The sequence below is a fragment of the Mucilaginibacter ginsenosidivorax genome (genome assembly GCF_007971525.1).
Classification (GTDB): domain Bacteria; phylum Bacteroidota; class Bacteroidia; order Sphingobacteriales; family Sphingobacteriaceae; genus Mucilaginibacter; species Mucilaginibacter ginsenosidivorax.
Genome location: NZ_CP042437.1, coordinates 763,722 through 782,893, shown reverse-complemented (window position 1 = coordinate 782,893; position 19,172 = coordinate 763,722). Strand labels below are relative to the sequence as shown.

At 41.9% G+C, this 19,172-nt stretch carries 17 protein-coding genes and 1 pseudogene; 3 read left to right on the top strand and 15 right to left on the bottom strand.

The annotated features are described in order from the left end of the window. Positions 1–140 precede the first annotated feature (140 nt). The 14 genes and pseudogenes from FSB76_RS03280 to FSB76_RS03215 form a co-directional block, all read right to left on the bottom strand. Entirely contained in the window at positions 141–1,025 is an 885-nt protein-coding gene (locus FSB76_RS03280) for a polysaccharide deacetylase family protein (RefSeq protein WP_147052172.1), read from the bottom strand. Positions 1,026–1,203: 178 nt separating this feature from the next. Beyond that, positions 1,204–2,091 (bottom strand): NAD(P)-dependent oxidoreductase, encoded by an 888-nt coding sequence (locus FSB76_RS03275; protein ID WP_147052171.1) that lies wholly within the window; start codon positions 2,089–2,091, stop codon positions 1,204–1,206. Between the two features lie 4 nt (positions 2,092–2,095). After that, the gene (locus FSB76_RS03270; protein ID WP_147052170.1) at positions 2,096–2,374 is read right to left on the bottom strand and encodes a LapA family protein; all 279 of its coding nucleotides are present in this window, start codon (positions 2,372–2,374) and stop codon (positions 2,096–2,098) included. Between the two features lie 1,054 nt (positions 2,375–3,428). Further along, on the bottom strand, positions 3,429–4,331 hold the full coding sequence (locus FSB76_RS03265; RefSeq protein WP_147052169.1) for a DMT family transporter: 903 nt from the start codon (positions 4,329–4,331) through the stop codon (positions 3,429–3,431). Between the two features lie 52 nt (positions 4,332–4,383). Next, a complete protein-coding gene (locus FSB76_RS03260) occupies positions 4,384–5,487 on the bottom strand; it encodes an LptF/LptG family permease (RefSeq protein WP_192910121.1) in 1,104 nt (367 codons plus the stop codon). Positions 5,488–5,570: 83 nt separating this feature from the next. Further along, positions 5,571–6,701, bottom strand: coding sequence for a tRNA guanosine(34) transglycosylase Tgt (tgt, locus tag FSB76_RS03255; protein WP_147052168.1), 1,131 nt, complete (start codon positions 6,699–6,701; stop codon positions 5,571–5,573). Between the two features lie 176 nt (positions 6,702–6,877). Next, positions 6,878–7,162: a hypothetical protein gene (locus tag FSB76_RS03250; RefSeq protein WP_225976402.1), complete on the bottom strand. Its 285-nt coding sequence runs from the start codon at positions 7,160–7,162 to the stop codon at positions 6,878–6,880. Between the two features lie 59 nt (positions 7,163–7,221). Further along, positions 7,222–8,085 (bottom strand): Rpn family recombination-promoting nuclease/putative transposase, encoded by an 864-nt coding sequence (locus tag FSB76_RS03245; protein WP_147052167.1) that lies wholly within the window; start codon positions 8,083–8,085, stop codon positions 7,222–7,224. A 404-nt stretch (positions 8,086–8,489) separates the two neighbouring features. Next, positions 8,490–9,212 carry a hypothetical protein gene (locus FSB76_RS03240; RefSeq protein ID WP_147052166.1) on the bottom strand — a complete coding sequence of 241 codons (723 nt, stop codon included), beginning with the start codon at positions 9,210–9,212 and terminating at the stop codon, positions 8,490–8,492. 101 nt (positions 9,213–9,313) lie between these two features. After that, a complete protein-coding gene (locus FSB76_RS03235; protein ID WP_147052165.1) occupies positions 9,314–10,003 on the bottom strand; it encodes a hypothetical protein in 690 nt (229 codons plus the stop codon). A gap of 4 nt (positions 10,004–10,007) precedes the next feature. Further along, positions 10,008–12,365, bottom strand: coding sequence for a hypothetical protein (locus FSB76_RS03230; protein WP_147052164.1), 2,358 nt, complete (start codon positions 12,363–12,365; stop codon positions 10,008–10,010). A gap of 82 nt (positions 12,366–12,447) precedes the next feature. Further along, positions 12,448–13,611: an alpha-xenorhabdolysin family binary toxin subunit A gene (locus tag FSB76_RS03225; RefSeq protein ID WP_147052163.1), complete on the bottom strand. Its 1,164-nt coding sequence runs from the start codon at positions 13,609–13,611 to the stop codon at positions 12,448–12,450. 601 nt (positions 13,612–14,212) lie between these two features. After that, positions 14,213–14,497, bottom strand: a pseudogene (locus tag FSB76_RS03220) (PD-(D/E)XK nuclease family transposase); the annotation flags it as partial. Positions 14,498–14,602: 105 nt separating this feature from the next. After that, the gene (locus FSB76_RS03215; protein WP_147052161.1) at positions 14,603–15,511 is read right to left on the bottom strand and encodes an Rpn family recombination-promoting nuclease/putative transposase; all 909 of its coding nucleotides are present in this window, start codon (positions 15,509–15,511) and stop codon (positions 14,603–14,605) included. A gap of 232 nt (positions 15,512–15,743) precedes the next feature. Between FSB76_RS03215 and FSB76_RS03210 the strand changes: the two genes are divergently transcribed. From FSB76_RS03210 to rsmG, 3 genes are read left to right on the top strand one after another with little or no spacing between them, the layout of a single operon-like run. Next, positions 15,744–16,862, top strand: a complete 1,119-nt coding sequence (locus tag FSB76_RS03210; protein WP_147052160.1) for a glycosyltransferase — start codon at positions 15,744–15,746, stop codon at positions 16,860–16,862. Beyond that, positions 16,853–17,458 (top strand): RNA polymerase sigma factor, encoded by a 606-nt coding sequence (locus FSB76_RS03205; RefSeq protein ID WP_147052159.1) that lies wholly within the window; start codon positions 16,853–16,855, stop codon positions 17,456–17,458. The genes FSB76_RS03210 and FSB76_RS03205 overlap by 10 nt, the downstream gene beginning before the upstream one ends. After that, positions 17,448–18,089, top strand: a complete 642-nt coding sequence (gene rsmG, locus FSB76_RS03200) for a 16S rRNA (guanine(527)-N(7))-methyltransferase RsmG (protein WP_147052158.1) — start codon at positions 17,448–17,450, stop codon at positions 18,087–18,089. The genes FSB76_RS03205 and rsmG overlap by 11 nt, the downstream gene beginning before the upstream one ends. A gap of 212 nt (positions 18,090–18,301) precedes the next feature. Here the strand turns inward: rsmG and FSB76_RS03195 are convergent, their stop codons facing one another. After that, on the bottom strand, positions 18,302–18,544 hold the full coding sequence (locus FSB76_RS03195) for a hypothetical protein (RefSeq protein WP_147052157.1): 243 nt from the start codon (positions 18,542–18,544) through the stop codon (positions 18,302–18,304). Between the last annotated feature and the right edge of the window lie 628 nt (positions 18,545–19,172).

The following is a 19,172-nucleotide window of genomic DNA, read 5'->3' as shown; positions in this document are numbered from 1 at the left end:
CAAATTGTAAAATGGCTTTCAATGTCTTGTAGTATTTACGAAATAGCCAATGCATTGAAGTGTAGACGAACACAAACAAAAACGGCCCCTCTTAAAAAAGAAAGGCCGTTTTACATTCCCCCTTCAGGGGGTTAGGGGGCTTAGAAACTATTCCTTACGCTATTGCTAAAAGTTTTGGTTGTCCAGTAACCGCTGTCTAAAATGCGGCGAACGGTCATTAGCGGATAATCGGGGTCGCGTTTGTCGGCAAGCTGGAAAGCTATTTTAAAACCCTTCTTTTGAATCTCGGGCAATACGGGTTTTTTCCATACGCCAAATGGGTAGGCAAAATATTCTATTTTTTTGCCGGTAATTTCTTCCAGCTTTTTGGTTGGCTTGTCAATCTGGGTAACCCAGTCATCAACGGGCTTGGTGGTTATTTTACCGTTTTTGCCTTTAATCTTGATTTCTGAATTATGCGAGTACTTGTCTACCCGGTGATGGTCCCAGGTATGGCTGGCAATTACGTTGCCCTCGTCTGATAGCTTTTTGACCATGTCTGCGGTCATATAATGCGGGCGGCCTAATGATACTGTCATTACAAAATAAACCGCCTTAAAACCGTACTTTTTAAGCGTGGGATCGGCAATAGTAAATTGATCAAGGTCGGTATCATCAAACGTAAGCATTATTGGTTTTTTTGGCAATGCCGCGCCGGTTGTAAGGTAGGCGTACAACTGATCGGGCAAAATGGTGTGGTAGCCACTATCGGCCAGCATTTTTATATGCTCCTTAAATGCAGCAACCTGAACAATGTAGTCTTTAGCACCTTTGGAATCGGTAGGCTTCCAATCGCGTATCTGGTGGTAGCAAACAATAGGCACCTGTTTACGCGCCATCACGGCTTTGTTATCTACTGAGGCTGCTGCGGTAGGCACAGGGCTTGTGGCGGATGTACTGGCCGATTTATCGGTTGGTTTTCCCTGGCATGACATGGTTGCGCCTAACGCGCAAACCGCCACCCATACAAAAGTTTTCTTTATCATAAATAGAAGATAATTTTAATAGAAGATAATTTTTTAATTAATTCAACAACGGCGAAATTAGGATTTTATTGAGAAACTTTTTCTTAGAGTCAGGAATCAAGAGTTAAGAATCAAGACTGAGAAAAATCAAATTCCAAATCTTAATAAATCCGAAATCGAAAATCCCAATTCCGAAATCTTAAAGTCCGGCATCTTCGCTTACGCCCCGGCCAAAACCCTCTACCCAGTCCTTGTCGCCAAGTCCTTTTGCTACGGCGCTTAATAAGCGGCTGTGAACGGCGTTTACAAGTGGCATGGGTGTGTAGCTCGCCTGCGACAGTTTAAAGGCAAGGCGGGCGTCTTTATAGCCTAATTTGGCTTTGAATCCTACCGGTTCATATTGCTTGTTTGCAATTAACCTTCCATAGTTCTGATAAATGGGGGCGTTGAATAACGTTGAGCCAAAAAAGTTAGCCACCTGCGCACGGTCAAGCCCGTTCTTCTCGGCAAGGGTGTAGGCCTCGGCCATCATCTCCATCGAGGCCATGATCATGAAGTTGCCGGCAATCTTCACCACGTTGGCGCCGCCAACTTCTTCGCCAAAATCGTGTATGGCCTGGCCCAGGCACCCGAGCACTGGTTTGACGGTGTCTTTTACCTGTTGAGGGCCGGAAACGCAAATGAAAAGTTTTTTTGCTGCCGCCGCCTCAGGCCTTCCGAAAACGGGTGAAGCCAGGTAATGGCTGCCCGCCTGCTCATGGGCTTTGGCCAGTTCAACGGCCGTTTCGGGCGATATGGTGCTCATGGATATGTGCACAGCATTTGGCTGTAGCGTTTTTAAAATTCCGTCGGGGCCTGTAACCGATTCTCGCAGCACCTCATCTTCTGACAGCATGGTTATCACGATGGGTACGCCGGCGGCGGCTTCGGCGGGTGTTTGGCATTTGGTGATGCCGGCCTGGTCAAGCTCGTCGGCTTTGTTGAGGGTGCGGTTATGAACCTGCAGATGGTAGCCTGCCTCGATAAGGTTTTTGGCCATGTGGATGCCCATGTTGCCAAGGCCGATAAATCCGATTTTATTTTTCATAGTGTTAGTTAATGTATTCCCTGTCTTCGTCACTTAGTGTATTTTTATCTTCTTTTTGGTGGATGCTGTCGTGGTAGCCCTCAATATCATATTTTGCTTTTTTGGGCCGGCCCACCATAAAGCCCAGGATAAAACCTACAAGGGTCATGGTGATCATGATGGCCAGTTTGGATACCCTGAAACTCATGAACAAAAATGCGAAGGTTACATTGTCGGTATTTTGGGCAAGCGCAGCCGTAAGCAAAATTGTGATGATAACTATGGTGATGGTTTTTATGCTCATGGTGTTTGATTTGTTAAAGTTAACAGTTAATACAAGATGCAGTTTTTAATGTTGAAATAAAAGGAAGTTTTGGACATGAGATATTAGATGTGAGATTTGAGACAGCCCGGCAGTTGATAATTAAATGATCCAAAATTGTAATTATCCCCGGTCAAATTTTCCAGCCTATACATGCCCATTTTTTACGCGGAAAAATTTCAGCGTTAAATTCCGTCACTAAAAAAATGCTTGTTTTTAATGGTGGGTTTTTTGGTAGGGAGGTGGACTTCCAATCGCCCGGGTCATGTAATTTTCATCGGCGTTATCTGGCAGGCTGTGCGCTCTCAATTTTTCTAACCCGGGATTTTTTTGACGCAAATTGCCCGGGCGTTTTCGTTGATGAGAAGCAATTTTTTTCTGTTCGTTTTCTGGTCCGGTATACAAAAGGGTTAGCTGGCTTCAATTATTTAGAATTCTCATTTTTATATTCAGTACACTTTGCTGTTTTGCTATGTCACGAATGCTGAGGTGTACTATTTGATTAAATAATAAAGCTTAAATAGTTCATTTTATGAGTTATAAACTCAATTTATATGCATGTTATTTCATTGTGCTAATTATTTTAGTATTTTGAATTTTAACTTAGATAGCGTTTGTTTAATTTTAACTTTCGATAACTTTTATATATAATTGATTTTTAAATTATTGTGTATTTTATATAAATACTGATTTACGATTTTATTAATAGATTTTTTTCGATAAAATGCTGTTTAAGGCATTTCTGTTCATTTTTGCTATTTGTATTTTTATATACACTAACTAAAAATGAGATTTTGCCGCTAATCCACGCAAGTTGATTTAAACAGGCAGGAATGCGCCGAAAAATTATAATTGCTTACGGGGCTTTAAAACGGCATTTTACGGCACGAGGATTTATCCCCTACCCAGCCACTTTTGGGGGCGGGAAATACCTGGATGAGTAGCAAATTTTGGATGCTAAATAGTGGGCAGAATATAAAACTAACCAGGGAGAACTGATCAAAGAAAATGGAACAACGCAAAGAATATGGAAAGCTTAGCCGCGATTTTTACGCCTGGCAATTTGCGATTGGGCAACCGGGTAGAGGAAGATGGTAGACAGGATAAGTACCGATCCGCCCCAAAAACCGATAGACATTTTATTCATATCGCCAAAGAAAATAAAGGCCATGATGATACCATATACCGGCTCGAGGTTGGTGATAAGCGCCACCCGGAAAGCCGAAAGTTCGCGCATAACGGATACCCCGGCAACATAAGCAAGAGAGGTGCACACCGTGCCAAGCAGTACCAGGTAACCAATATCTGCCGGTTTTAAAAGTAGTTTTTGGTTGTATCCGTTGGTTGCAAAAAGATATAATGAGATCCAGAAAAATGCCCCTGTCAGCTCATAAAACGCAATGATGGGGGCTTCGCTTTTTTTAACAAACCGCGAATTGATAATGGCAAAAAGTGCAGCGCAAACTGCGCTCGCCAGCCCGGCTATTATCCCCTTAGTGTATTGAGTTTCGAATTTGAAAATTAATACGATGCCGGTAATGATTAATAAACCCGCCATGATTTCTAACTTTGAGATCCTGGTTTTGTTAATCAACGGCTCGAAAATGGCAGTAAATAAAGTGATGCTGGAGAGGCAAACTAACGACACCGGCACGGTAGAAAGCTTGATGGAGGCGAAGAAAAGTATCCAATGGCCGCCCACCAAAGCGCCCGTAAAGACCATTTTTAGCATGGTTTTTCGCTCTACTTTGAAGTCGGTTTTGCTGAATTTAAAGTATAAAAATAACGAAACAAAGGCAATTAAAACCCGGTACCACACCAATTGTACCGCCGAAATGGTAATTAATTGACCCAAAATGCCGGTAAAGCCCCAGATAAAAACTGTAAAATGGAGTATAATCAGGTTCTTATTGAGCGCTTTTGTGGTATTTTTATCCAATTTTTTGGCAATTTATTTCAATTTTTGAATACTTTTTCGATACTTTTTAACACTATTTAGGCGCTTTTAATAGCACGTAATAACCTAAGATACCAAATAATGTATTAGGAATTAGCACCGTAAAAATTGGCGGGACACCGCCTTTTATCGAAAATACGATCGAGAATTTCTCGATAATGATGTAGGTAAAGCACAACAAAATTCCGATCCCAAGCGGTAATCCCACGCCGCCACGCACCTTGCGCGACGATAGCGCCACCCCCAATACGGTTAAAACATATGCCGATAAAGGGTACACAAAGCGGTGGTATTTTTCGTAATATAAGTTGTTTAAAACCTCGGGCCGGCGTAGTTTTTCTTTGTCGATATTCTTGTTCAATTCGCTTAATGACATAGCCGCGTATACGTTATCATATACAATAAAGTCCGTCGGGTGCATGTCCAGTACGGTATCTTTTTGGCCCGGATTGTGGATAAATTGTTCCTTTAATCCTTTAATATATCTAACGTCGTAGTTCTTTAAAGCCCAGATCCTTTTCACAGAATCGTAGGTTACCTGCTGGGCAATCAGCTTTTCGCGCAGGGTGTCACCGTTAAATTTCTCCATAATAAAGGTGTAACCAGTGTGCACAGTTGGGTCGTAATTGGCCAGGTAAACATAGGTATGTTTATCAATTTGCATGTGCACCTCGCTCTTGGTAGGGTCGTTATCGGTGATGCCGTTGGCGTTTTCAAAGTCGTTTTTGAGGTGGTTTGTATACGGGATAAGGTACACATTGGCAAAAAACGATACCACAAATATGAGCGATGCCGCTATAAAATAAGGCCTCAAAAAGCGGTTAAAACTGGCCTTGCCACTCAGTATCGGAACGATTTCTGTTTGGTTTGCCATCTTGGCCGTAAAGAAAATTACTGCCAAAAAGTTGATTAATGGCGATAGTAAATTCAGGTAAAAAGGCACAAAGCCCGCATAGTATTTAAATACAATATCGTGTAGTGTAGCGTGCCTGCTGGTAAAGTTATCCAGCTTCTCGGAGATGTCAAACACTACCGAAATAGCCGCGAAAATGGCCATCGTAAACACAAATGTGCCCAGGTATTTTTTAATAATAAACCTGTCGATAACCATCAGGTACCGGTGTATAAAAGTCCTCATCGGCAGATTAAATGTTTTTTAAAACCATGGTTTATATTATGTAAGCAACGCTTTTTATGCTGCATTATTTGATTAACCTGCAATTATAATCGCTGGCCAAGGCGGCCAACCATTACGTTTTTCCAGGCATAAAACTCGCCGCTGATGATCTTTTTACGCGCTTCCTTAACCAGCCAAAGGTAAAAATGGAGGTTGTGCAGGGTGGCAATTTGTGCCCCAAGCATCTCGCCGGAGTGAATCAAATGGCGTAAATAAGCCTTGCTGTATTCCTTATCTGCAAATAAATCGCTGTCGTCTTCTATCGGACTAAGGTCGTTTTTCCACTTTTCATTCTTGATATTAATGATGCCGTTTTTGGTAAAAAGCATGCCGTTGCGGGCATTGCGGGTAGGCATTACGCAATCAAACATATCAATTCCGAGGGCAATATTTTCCAATAAATTGATAGGTGTGCCTACGCCCATCAGGTAACGGGGCTTGTGTTCGGGCAAAATATTGCATACAATTTCGGTCATGGCGTACATTTCTTCGGCTGGTTCGCCTACCGAAAGGCCGCCTATGGCGTTGCCTTCGCGCTCAAAAGAAGCGATAACTTCGGCCGATTTTACCCTTAAATCTTTATAAACCGAGCCTTGTACAATAGGGAAAAGTGTTTGGTTGTAGCCATATTTTGGCTCCGTACTATCAAACCTGTCGCAGCATCTTTTGAGCCAGCGATGCGTCATTTCTATCGACCGCCGGGCATAACCATATTCGCAGGGATAGGGGGTGCATTCGTCAAAAGCCATGATGATATCGGCGCCAATAACACGCTGAATATCCATCACATTTTCGGGTGTAAACAGGTGTTTTGACCCATCAATATGCGAACGGAAGGTTACGCCTTCCTCCTTTATCTTACGTACTTCTGTAAGCGAATACACCTGGTAGCCGCCACTATCAGTTAAAATAGGGCCATCCCAGCCATTAAATTTATGCAGGCCGCCGGCGCTTTCCAGCGTGTTTAGTCCTGGTCGCAGGTATAAATGATAGGTGTTTCCTAAAATAATCTGTGCTTGTATATCCGTTTTAAGCTCGCGCTGGTGCACCGCTTTTACCGTGCCGGCCGTGCCAACGGGCATAAATATGGGGGTTTCAATAGTGCCATGGTCGGTGGTAATTTCACCGGCACGGGCCTTTGAAAGAGGGTCTTGTGCTGCTAATTTAAATTTCATTTTGAAGGTGTAAAATTAGCAAAAAAAAGAAGCAGACCCGCTATGATCTTGTTTATAGGTTTTTCGCGCAAAGACGCAAAGTAAAATAAGTAAAATAAGTAAAACAGCTTGTTTCCCCGGGGGGGCTTTGACAAGCGCCACACTATTTATAATTAAAACAATGAACCGATGCTCAACTAAAGCTTTTCTATGTCTTCGGCAGATAGTTTGGTAAACTTTGAGATTTGGGCAAGTGGCAGGCCGTCTTTTTTCATTTCACGGGCAATATCTAAGGCCTTTTTATACTCACCTTTTTCCATACCTTCCTGCCAGGCATAATCAACCACATTCTTATTGTCCCATTTGTATTTTAAGCTGCTATCGTACATCGTTTTTGTCTGGTTGCCATACTTTGCTATGTCATACAGTTTTTCATAAGCCTGCTTTCTTAAATAAGCCGGTAGCTTATCTATGTTGCTCATGTTGTTCAGTTGTTGTAACGCGTCTATAAGGGAAGGTTACAAATATCAGGTGATAAATATTACCTTAAACCTTTTCGCACATTTTCAACAAAAACTGTATCAACTGAAGCTAATGAAGCTATTTTTCGGTCATCAAAATCGGTATCTTGAATAAGGTTTTTAACAAAAGATTCACGGACAATTTTATCGGCCTCTTTTACCGCATAGTCAAGCACGTTTTTGTTATCCCATTTTTGTTTTAAGCTGCTATCGTACAACATTTTTTCCTCCTTTGTCAGGTTGCTATATTCTGCTATGTTAAATAGTTTTTCAAAAACCGGCTTTCTCAAATAAGCCGGTAACTTGTCCATGCTGCTCATATTGTTCAGCACAAAAAGCCATCGGTCAAGGTCTGTTTCCAGTTCATTATCCAATTTTACAAAGTTACGCAATTCAATATAGGTGTAGCCTAATTCATCGTAAAATATTTTACCTGTATCTCTGTTACACAGGCAAATATCATGCAGATACTCAGCAGCAGGGCTATCATCCAAAACAAAATCTTCCAACAATGCAATTAAATAAACACCACTTATATTGTAAGCCCACTCACTTCGCTTACCCTTGGGCGCTTGTTCGCTAATAAGACGACTGGTATAAAACAATGCTCGTTGTTTAAACTTTTCTTGTTTGCCGCGTTGTACTTCAATAATAAATTGCTCTCCGTCGGTACCGGTACAAAGCAGATCGAATATTGCTCCACCTTCATGTTTTGTTTCACCTGGATGCTCATTTTTATTGTAAACCAAATCAGCAATAAGTTTTCGCCCACGGAATACCTCATTTAAAAAAGCAATAAGCAGGTCTTTATTGGGGTCGCTGCCGAAAAGCCGTTTAAAGGCAAAGTCGGTCATCGGGTCAATATACCGGGGTTGTTTATTCATGGATTTGTTATTAACGCTTAAGCCGTAAATATATCTATTTGTTTGAAAAAGTAAGCCGGTTTTAAGGGAACCGGGCTGACTTATCTATCCTGAATTTATAAGGAGTTTGGGGCAGGAAGGAGGGAGAAACTATCTTTTGAGCGTAGCGAAAAATCCTATACGTCATGCTTGCAAATTTGCATGGTTGGATGCATGACGTATAGGATTTTTCCCCGTACCTCGTTCGAAATAGCATTTTCTTTTGTTTTAAAGATGTGTACACACAGTAGCCGGGGGACTTTAACTACACTTTTTTAAAGTCTTTCCGCTAATCAGCAGAAAGATTTTAAGTGGGCTTAATCATCGGGAGGTTCTTAATTAAACTTAATGACATTAGGGAGGGAGCCCTGCATCTTTATGTCAGATCATCTTCCCATCAACTCATTAAGATAAGCTATATCAATGGTTTTGTTCACTTTTTTTGAGATATCGGCAAATGACACAGGCCGTTTAACATCTTCATCTTCAATAAAAATAACATCACCGGCTCCCTGGCGAATCTTGTTAACAATGGTGTCTATGAACCAAACGCAGTTGGCGTTAATAGCCGGGTTGTTTTTTTGTTCTTCGGTAAAAAAGGTTAATATCCCGATGGTTAGTCCCAATATCTCTATAGATTCTGTGGTTGTGGCCAGGTACAAATTATCAGCATTTTTCAAATAAAAAAAACACGGACTTTGTTCTACATAGAACAACGTGAACTGGTTATCCCGGCTTACATTTTCTGTATTAACAGGAAGATCGAAATTATTTACTTTAACTGTTTTGCAAATATTGGGGTATTCGCTACAGGTCATCACGTGTGTTTTTTTTGTTCGCGGGCTACGGCAGGTGAGCATAAATTTGTTATCAGTGAGGCTGATGAATGACCATTGTATACAATGGTCAATTATATTATTACTCATAATATCTGTAATCCTATCTATCCCGAGATCTACGGGTGCCGGAGGCGGGATAGGGGGATAACCAGGCTTCGGCATCGGGTAAATGATGGTAACATCCTGAAAAGCGCCACTTAAGCTGCCTTTGCCGTGTGCCAGCGAAAATAGTTTTCCCTGCATGGGATTGGCGTAGTTAATCGGTGGCATAGTTTTGTAGATTAAATTGGTTTATAAAAGTAAAATGTGATTGTGACACATGATTTTTTTGTTACCGGGTCCCGGCGGCTTTTTTAAAATTTTGTTACCGTTTATCGCGAGTTTAAAAATGCATCACACTCTGTTTGAAGCTGATCCCATGCTGCTATTGCTACGGAGAGGCTCAGGCCTGCTATAAAGGGGATTGAAAAATCAACCTGGCTTGTTTTTGCAATGGCTTCCAGGTCATCGGCAAGTGCCGACCATGCCCCCCGGATGCTTCCGGTGGCATGGTCAAGCACGGCTATACTTGCGGTTATTTCTTTCATAAAACCAAATTCTGTACCGGCAATATCACTATCAAGATTATTATTGGCTTTGTTGAAAGTAAAAACCTGATTTACAATATTGATAAAAGAAGCAGAAAGACCCTTGGTTGATTCATATAAGGCAGCTACCGCAGTTGCCGCCTGTTGCTGTACTGCGGGTGTCATATCCTGCTCACTGATAATTAATTGCTGCACCGCAATGTTCAGCGCCGAAAAATCAGCTTTGGCTTTTGTTGCATATGCCATCAGCAAATTACACTGAGCCTTCATCTGTGGGGCAATGTCAGTGTCCCACAGGTAGGCGGCGGCAAGCGCATCTGGAAAATGAGGAAGGTGCCGCGTGATGATATCCTTAATAGCGGCTCCCTGTTTGCAGGTTTTTACACGTGCTTTAATAGCATCCATATCCGTTTTGGGGATGGTAAACAACGCGTCCATATTAAGCGCAGTTAATGATCGTTCTGTAATTGCCATGTTTTTATGCGATTCTTTTCGCAGATTTAGTATGTATCGAAGTTCCGGCGAATGACAGCGTTATTTTGCTAACCTGACTCCGGGGCATCTTTTTATTTACCGAGATAGTCCATTCTGTAAAAGGAGTGGGTTGAAAATAAGCTGCCTGCAATTCCTTACTGATGGCCCCGGGGGTATCAATCAAAATTTCACCATTCTCTTCATGGTACGCAAATGTCAGCTCAGCAGGGGTACTGCTAAAGCTAAATTTCTCTTTATTAAACCGGTCGGCATATATGCCAGAACTGCAGATGGTTACCGTAATCATCTTTGTTGCCTTAATGCCATGTAGCCATGCCTGCACTTTATTTAACCTTACCCGGTGCATGTTCTCAAATACTTCGGTATCCATTCCAACAGCTATGGTAATTTGCGCATCTTTTACAAATGCAGCAATTGCGTCGGCATCTGTTATATGTACACTGTAACCTTCTTCTGATGCTTCAAAATCCGATGGTTTCGGCTTAAATTTCTCCAGGGCTTCAGCACGGTCTTTTTTCATATTGGCCACATCCGTTGTAAGTAAGGCGGCTGTTTTTAAAATAGATGGGGCGACTGAGGAGTCCTGCAAGGCCCAGTATTTATAAGCCCGGGTATAATTCCTGATGGCCAGGTACATATAGGTTTTCATATTCATCTGCAATACGTAAACGTTGTGCAGGGTATTTTTATCCGTCGCGATATCGCCTTCAAGCGCTTTAAGATAATTTTTATATGATTCGATCATATTTGCGCTTACCTTTTTTTGCATGTAAAGCCTGGCCAGTTCCTGTGTAACCTGTACCATGGCTGCCTGCGCGGCTGATTGCGCCTTTCCGTATATAGAAAGGATATCCAGTTGCTGGCGGTATTCTGCAGCGCCGGCAATACTTGCATTTTCCGCACCCTTCATCATATCATCTACCTGTAACCGAAAAATGTCCCACTCGGCCTGGCTTGAAATGTCGGCGGCATCAGGTATTTCAAAGTCGGTAACCGCTTTGGTATAATCCATTTTTTTTGCAACTTCTCTTAAATCATTCATGAATTTAAAGGTGTTTTGCAGCATCTTGGCTATGTTTTCCAGCTTTGACATGGCTTTGGATAGGTTACCAATAGCAGTTGCAAATTTTGATACGGTTTTTGCCGAATCTGCCGCGGCTGCTGCTGCTTTTCCTGCCTGGGCCACCGCACCGGCAGTGGCGCCGGCAGCGGCTACATCGCCAACGCACATTGCACCTATAGATGCAGCAAAAGTACCCACGGCCATACATATCTCAAAAGCAGCTTTTAACGTTTGGTCCCGCTCCCAGATTGCTACACCAGCTTTAAAGTCGGCGGCAGCACGCATACTGGCTAAATTTGCCGATGTCATGTTGGCTTGTGCCTGATCATATGCGCTTTTTGCAGCATCAAGGTTAGATACGGCTTGTTTGATTAAACTGTCGGTAAATGCATCTGTATTGCTAAAATAAGTAAGCATTTGATGCCCGGCCCTAATCTGATCGGCTTTACTTACCGCATCCTGGGTTACCAGATTGTACTGGGTTTCATAATTGGCAACAGATGCCAGGTAGGCCCCGGCAAGTGTTTCGTAAATATCGGCGCTAAGCAGCGGCACAAAATTTAAATTGCTGGCTTCAAGGGTAAGTTCGCCCAGCAGCGCCGAACTTTGATAGTAAAGATCGGCAAGGGGAATATTATTTTGAGAAGCAGCTTTAACCCAGGCAAGTATAGCCCTTGCCGCAGCTGGTTCGGTATCTATCAGGCGTGTACTAAACTGGTAAAGCGAGGACAGGGTGAGCTGCAACTCGGTACCAGGCAACGGATGTGCCGGGTTATCGGTAATGAGCTTAAGATCCTTTGAGTATAGGTCGACAATTTGGGTTTTATAATTGGCGTGTTTAACATGAATACCTAAGCCCGGAAAATCGGTGAGGGCAAAATTCTTATTTTCATCGGCCTTTGGGCCCAGGGTGTTTATTTTTAGGTCGCCACTAATTTCTGTAGCAAACAGCATAAAAGTAGCTGCGTTGTTTGAGCTAAAATCCATGGTAACCACGGATGAGTTGCAAACCAGCCTGCGGCTGATGATGAATATACCACGGTTAAAAAGCTGGATATTTGCAGCCGGCATCTTTACAATATCTGCAATGATGTACACAATAACCGATTTGTGTTTATCGGCGGCGGCCAGCACTTCGTCCATATCCACAACCAGGTCGCGAAAAATAAGCTGACCGTTGAAGGGTATGGTAGCAGTTGTGCAAGGTATTTTATTTAATGCCTGGGCGTTTTTATAATAATCGGCCCAGTCTTTTTTGTCATGTACTGAAATTGCCATTTTGAGGGAATTAGAAAGTTAGGTTAACATTTACATGCCGGGTTTTTCGCCCGGCACGTGTTTATAAGGCATCTTGTTTTTTTTAAGCTGCTGTATCTTCTGGCTGGTGTATGCTTACCCTGTTTTTGCGGGTCAGCATCTTTTTAAGATGAGTTGCAGCATAGAAAGCCACAGTTGAGTTGGGTACAACAGTAATATATGCGTTAATACGATAATTATCTGCCTCATCGGCTACTTTTTGCCATAATACAATAGCCTCCTCAATTCCAAGCCCGGCAATAAATGATGGCATATCTACAATTTCGCCGCTAATAGTGGTCAGGATACTGGAAAGGTCGTCCTTTAGTGCACTCCACATGCCTTGTATTTTCTGAATGGCCGGAAGAGCGCCATCTATCTTTTTAGTAATACCGGTGATGTCAGAATTAATGCGGGTTAAATCAAGCACAAGTGTAGCGTCGGCGGCAATCTTGGCCTCAAGGCCGTTCACCAGATCGCTAAGCGCGTCTATTCTTGCTTTTGCGTCGGTTGCTTTTTTGCCATAAATTCCGGCCACAATTCCTGCGGCGATTGAGCCACAAGGCCATATCCAGGCGTAACTTGCTGATGTGGCAGCTACGATAATGTCATGCTTGTATTCGTCTTCGGCGTCAGACAGATCGGCCTTATCCTGTGCCAGCTGGGCTTGCATTGTTTTAATAGTTCCGCTTGTTCCTGATATCTTGTCGCTATAAGTTTTAAACAATGTGCCGATAGCAGCTTCATTAACTGATGTATCTAAAGAGAATTTTTGCATGGCTGCCGCAACATTAGTGGCATGTGTTGAAAAAGCCTGCGCTTTATTGATCATTACCTGCAAAGTTTGTTTCAGGTGGGTAATTGATACGGTATCGGTGGGGTCGGCTTCAATTTTTAACATTAATGCTAAAATAGCCCGGTAAAATATCGGGACTGAAACATTGTAAGCAATCAGATCCGAAGCGCATTTTACGCTGTCGGGCTTGGTAACGGTATCAAAAGTTTGGCAAATATCATATAGATTTTTGTACCCATCAACAAGGGGTTGAAACTGTTCAATTCCGCCGGACGGAACGGCAGGCAGCGTTTTTTGCAAAAGTGCTGTGGTTGTTGGCAATAGCATGGCACCGGTAACAAATACCTGTATTGATAACCATTCATTGGATGATAAAGCGAAAGTGGTGCCTTTTGCCAGGTCGCGCGGAGTAAGATCGATTGTTGTTGACATAAAATTGTAAGTTAAATTTGGTTTATTGATTATATATTGGTTTGCTGAAACGTTAACACATACCTGCTGCTAAAAACATAACTCAACAGCCCGTGCAATGCCGGGCGCTTTAAATTATATGTTTATAACATCGATATCGGGAGTCGTATCGTTACGCAAGTTCAGGCAATTGATAAAAGGAAAGCAGGGCCGAAATAGCTTTTATCTGAGGGGCTTTTTAGCTATAAAAACGTATAGAACAAACTGGATTACCGGATATTTAACGGGTACTTATAGGAAAAATCTCAGGGGGCTATCTGGTTAATATAGAAATAACCATTTGGGAGGGATTGATTAAGATAGCTGCCATATCCAGTTATATAATTTAACAGAGGCTGTTTTTTTACACGATGTTTATGTGCAACCTTTAAGGAAGGGGATTTGTTCCGTTAATTTCATTAGCATTTTTGAGTGGGAGGCAATAGCGAAAAAAGCCTTATCCAGGCCCTTTATAAAAAAGATTAAGTAGGGGTACAGCGCATTCGTCCCGGCAGAACGGCGGTCTTTATCTATATATGTAACTGTTTATTTTGCAGATATAAAAGTGATGATAGGCGGTTAATTACAGCTTTTCTATTTCCTCAACAGGAAGTTTAGTGAATTTTGAAATTTGGGCAAGCGGCAGACGGTCCTTTTTCATTTCGCGTGCAATGGCGATGGCTTCTTCAAGCTTCCCTTTTTCAATACCTTTTTCCATACCTTCCTGCCTGGCATAATCAATCACATTCTTATTATCCCATTTGTATTTTAAGCTGCTATCGTACATTGTTTTCTCCTCCTTTGTAAGGTTTGTATATTCTGCAACACTGAACAATTTCTCAAATATGGGTTTCTGAAGATAAACAGGGGGTATTTATTCTTGCTATATTCTTTAGGGAATAAATCTCAAAGTATAGATGTTGAAAAGGACCTTTCCTGTTTTATAATTTAAAAAGAGATGTCCTGTGCTTAACTACAGCTTTTCTATTTCTTCAACAGAAAGTTTAGTAAACTTTGAGATTTGGACAAATGGTAAGCCATCTTTTTTCATTTCACGGGCAATGTCCAAAGCCTTTTTATACTCGCCTTTTTCTATGCCTTTTTCCATACCCTTTTCCATACCTTTTTCCATGCCTTCCTGCCGGGCATAATCAATCACATTCTTATTATCCCATTTGTATTTTAAGCTGCTATCGTACATCGTTTTCTCCTCCTTTGTCAGGTTTGTATATTCTGCAATACTGAACAATTTCTCAAATATGGGCTTCCGAAGATAGACCGGAATTTTTTCCATCCGGCTCATGTTTTTTAATACATAAAGCCATTTATCCAAATCCGTACCTAAATCGGTTTCCGTTTTAACAAATTTACTCAATTCTATATAGGTATAACCCAGTTTATCGTAAAAAATTTCACCGGTATCCCTGTTGCACAGGCAAATATCATGCAGGTAGCTATTTGGCGGGCTATCTTCCAGTGTAAAATCTTCTAACAAAGCTATTAAATATACTTCGGCAATGTTGTAGCCCCAGGCGTTTCGTTTGCCTTTTGGTGCCTGGTCGCTTATGAGGCGGGAGGTATAAAACAAGGCCCTTTCTTTAAAATACCCTTGTTTTGCCCGCTGTACCTCAATTATAAAACGTTCGCCGTTATCTCCTGTGCAAAGTAAGTCGAATATGGCCGAGCCTTCGTCTTTTAAATCGCCGGGGTGTTCGTTTTTATTGTAAACCAGGTCAACAATATGCTTCCTTCCCCTGAATACTTCATTTAAAAAAGCGGTCAGTAAATCTTTATTAGGTTCGCTCCCAAATATTTTTTTAAAGGCGAAATCAACCAAAGGGTCAATGTATTTACCCGTAACAGGTGGGTTGTTGTTTGGCATATCCAAATATAAAAGTTTATTCCTTATCAACCCCCACTGTGAAAATAACCCCACCGGGTAAAAGTAAGCGATATAAAAGCCCTATGACACAACTTATCAACATAAATTTCTTTCACCTAAACAGTGTGGAAAACTACAACCTGTTCCATTGCCCACAAGTACCAAATTTAACCCGATTAAGCCCTTGTAATTCGTGTAATTTTAACAACTTTGCCTGATTATTTTTGGCTCATTGGAAACTTATATACAAATAGTACTTTTTCTGCTTTTTCAGCTCTGTTTTATTGTTCAGCTGTACTACCTGGTAAGTAGCCATATTAGCCTTGCCGGTTACAAACCCCATGAAGAATTGCCAACGGTCTTGATACCGGTTTCGGTAATTATCGCCGCCCGTAACGAGGCGCAAAACCTGCAGGAAAACCTGCCATCGATACTGGAACAAAACTATCCCGACTTTGAAGTTGTGGTAATAAACGATTGCTCATACGATGCATCTGACGAGGTATTGGAGGATATGCAACGCCGGTATGCCAACCTTAAAGTAGTTACCATTACCGAGCATGACCGCTTTAAAACCGGCAAAAAATTCGCACTTACCCTGGGCATAAAGGCCTCAAAAAACGAATATTTGCTGTTTACCGATGCCGATTGTAAGCCCGTGTCGCCAAATTGGATAACACGTATGGTAGCCAATTTTGGTGGTGGAGCTCAAATAGTTTTAGGCTATTCGCCCTTTTATAAAACCAGGAGTTTTTTAAATTGGTTTACCAGGTACGAGTCGGTAAAGGCGGCCACTAACTACCTGTCATGTGCATTAAACGGCGATGCTTATATGGGTGTTGGGCGTAACCTGGCCTATACCAAAACTTTGTTTTTTAGCGAAAAAGGCTTTGCATCGCACATGCATGTACTATCCGGCGATGATGATTTATTTGTAAACCAGCATGCCACTCCCGATAATGCCGCTATTGAAATTCACCCGGATACCTTTATGTACACTGCGGCAAAATCAACATTATCCTCGTGGTACAGGCAAAAAAAAAGGCATGCGGGTGTAGGTAAATTATATAAGAGAAGACACCGTAAAATGCTTATTTTTGATGGCGTTAGTGGCTTTTTGTTTTATATGCTGCTTATATTATGCCTGGTTTGTAAATTCGAACCTCTGTTGGCATTAGGTTTGTTGCTTTTTAGACTGATTATCCAATTATTAATCTATAATAAGGTTTTCAAGAAGCTGGATGGCAAAGATCTGATTTGGTATTTACCATTTTTTGATATCATATATTATATGTATTTAATTGGATTTGGATTAGTTGGGCTACTTTTAAAAACTACCCAATGGAAATAAACGCAAATTTTACCGAAAACGCCAGGAATGATTTTCACCTGGTAGTGAGGGCGCGTACGGGCGATCAAAAGGCGTATGCCGATCTGATGCACCGTTATAAGGATTCCATATATTTTATGGTACTTAAAATGGTGAATAATAAAGAGGACGCTATGGACCTTACCGTGGAAACCTTTGCCAAGGCATTTGAAAAGCTGGAAAAATACCAGCCCGATTATGCTTTCAGCACCTGGCTTTTTAGGGTGGCAACTAATAATTGCATTGATTTTATCCGTAAAAAGAAACTCAATACCCAATCTATCCACGGCATGACGGATGAAGACGGCGACGAAAAGCCGCTTCAAATTAAAGCCGATGTATTAAACCCGGAGGAAACATCCATTAAAAAACAGCAGACCCAGGAACTCAAATTGCTGATAGAAAGCCTGCCGCCGCGCTACCGTAACCTCATTACCCTGCGTTATTTTGATGAGCTATCTTACGAAGAAATAGCACAACAGCTTGATTTGCCATTAGGTACGGTAAAGGCGCAATTGTTTAGGGCCAGGTACCTGCTTGGCAACATCATCAACCGCTTTAACAGGGATGACATCTGATATCGTTTTTAAATATTTTCCTGAACTAACAGCGCAGCAACGTGCCCAGGTTGAGCAGCTGCCCGAGTTATATAACACCTGGAACAGCCAGATTAACGTGATATCCCGCAAGGATATTGATTTGTTGTATGAGCGTCATGTTTTACACTCTATGGGTATTGCTAAAATAATGCCCTTTTTGCCGGGCGAAAGCGTGCTTGACGTAGGTACCGGCGGCGGTTTTCCGGGTATTCCGCTGGCTATATTATTCCCCCAAACTTCTTTCCATTTGGTTGATTCTATCGGCAAAAAAATAAAGGTTGTTCAGGAAGTTGCCAAAGCGCTGGGCCTTACCAACGTAAAGGCTACCCATGCCCGTGCCGAAGAAATTGACGAGAATTTTGACTTTGTTATATCCCGCGCCGTGACCCAACTAAAAGATTTTTACCCCTGGGTGCGTAGCAAATTCAAAAAGCAATCGGGCAATAAACTGCCTAATGGCATCCTGTATTTAAAAGGCGGCGACCTTGACCAGGAGATCAAAGAATCGGGCCTTAAAGTGCAGCAATATTACCTTAAAGATTATTTTACCGAAGAGTTTTTTGAAACCAAACAGGTGATTTATGTGAAAGGGAAGGAAAGTCAAAAGTAAAAATTCAAAAGTCAAAATTTCAGCGGCTCTGAGGCTGTTGGAAATCTCTTCGAACAGCCTCGCGATCACATAAAGCGCTGCCAGCGCTTCTGCCTGTAGAGGGGAAACACATACTTAGTCAGAAGTTAAAAGTCAAAAATTGACTGGCGTGCACAGAGTTTTCCTGCTTGTTAAAAAGTCTTAATTCCTGATTCTTAACTCTTGATTCTACTTTAAATCAAGTGATCGTGGTGTTGGTTATCGGTTCGCGATGCGGCTAAGAATACCAGGCCAATTACAAACAGCGCGCCGCCGGCAAATACAGGTAGCTTAAATGTCCAGCTGCCATTGGGGCCGGTAACAATTTCTTTGCTGCCGCTGCTGTCAACAGCATTTGATGTTTTTTTGTAAAAAAAGTTGCTGGTAATAAACAGCGCAATACCCAAAATGGCTACAATAATTCCAAACTTTTTCATGATGATTAAATTTAAATGATATACCCAATCGGTATTTTAGGCACTGTATATCAACTGAGTAGTGTATCAAATTTAATAAGTTTAAATGGTAAGTGTATACTTTATTTAATTATTATTTAAGTGGTTGTAAAAGGGCGGGATGCGCGGGTATTGACTGTATTCTGATGTCGATTGTTTTTTTGGCATCCTGTAGTCAGAGACTACATGCATAATGGTTCGAAGTCGGAGACTTCGAACAGCGGGGTTGGCATGGTGGTTCGAAGTGAAAGATCCCGAACAGCGGGTTTGCTACTCCGTAGGAGTTACCCGTTTGTAGCCATGGCAGGCAAAAATGATTTTGCGCCGTAGGTGCTACCTCTGGATATGAAGGTAGCCATCCTTTCGGCGTGTAGGTAGCCTCTGCCGAGGCAAAGGTTAGTAGAGAATCGATTGTGCTACAAATTGGTTGCACCTAACGGCGCATAGCTGCGGGCATATAGCTGTGCAGATATAGCATGTGCCACAATGAAGGATGTTGGTATTTGTTAACAAAAGAGGAGCAGGGCTTTACACAGAAAAATGCCGAAGCGGTTTTACCGTTCAGCAATTTTTGCCCCATTGGGTTTGGGGGTAATTAGTTTATTCCCTG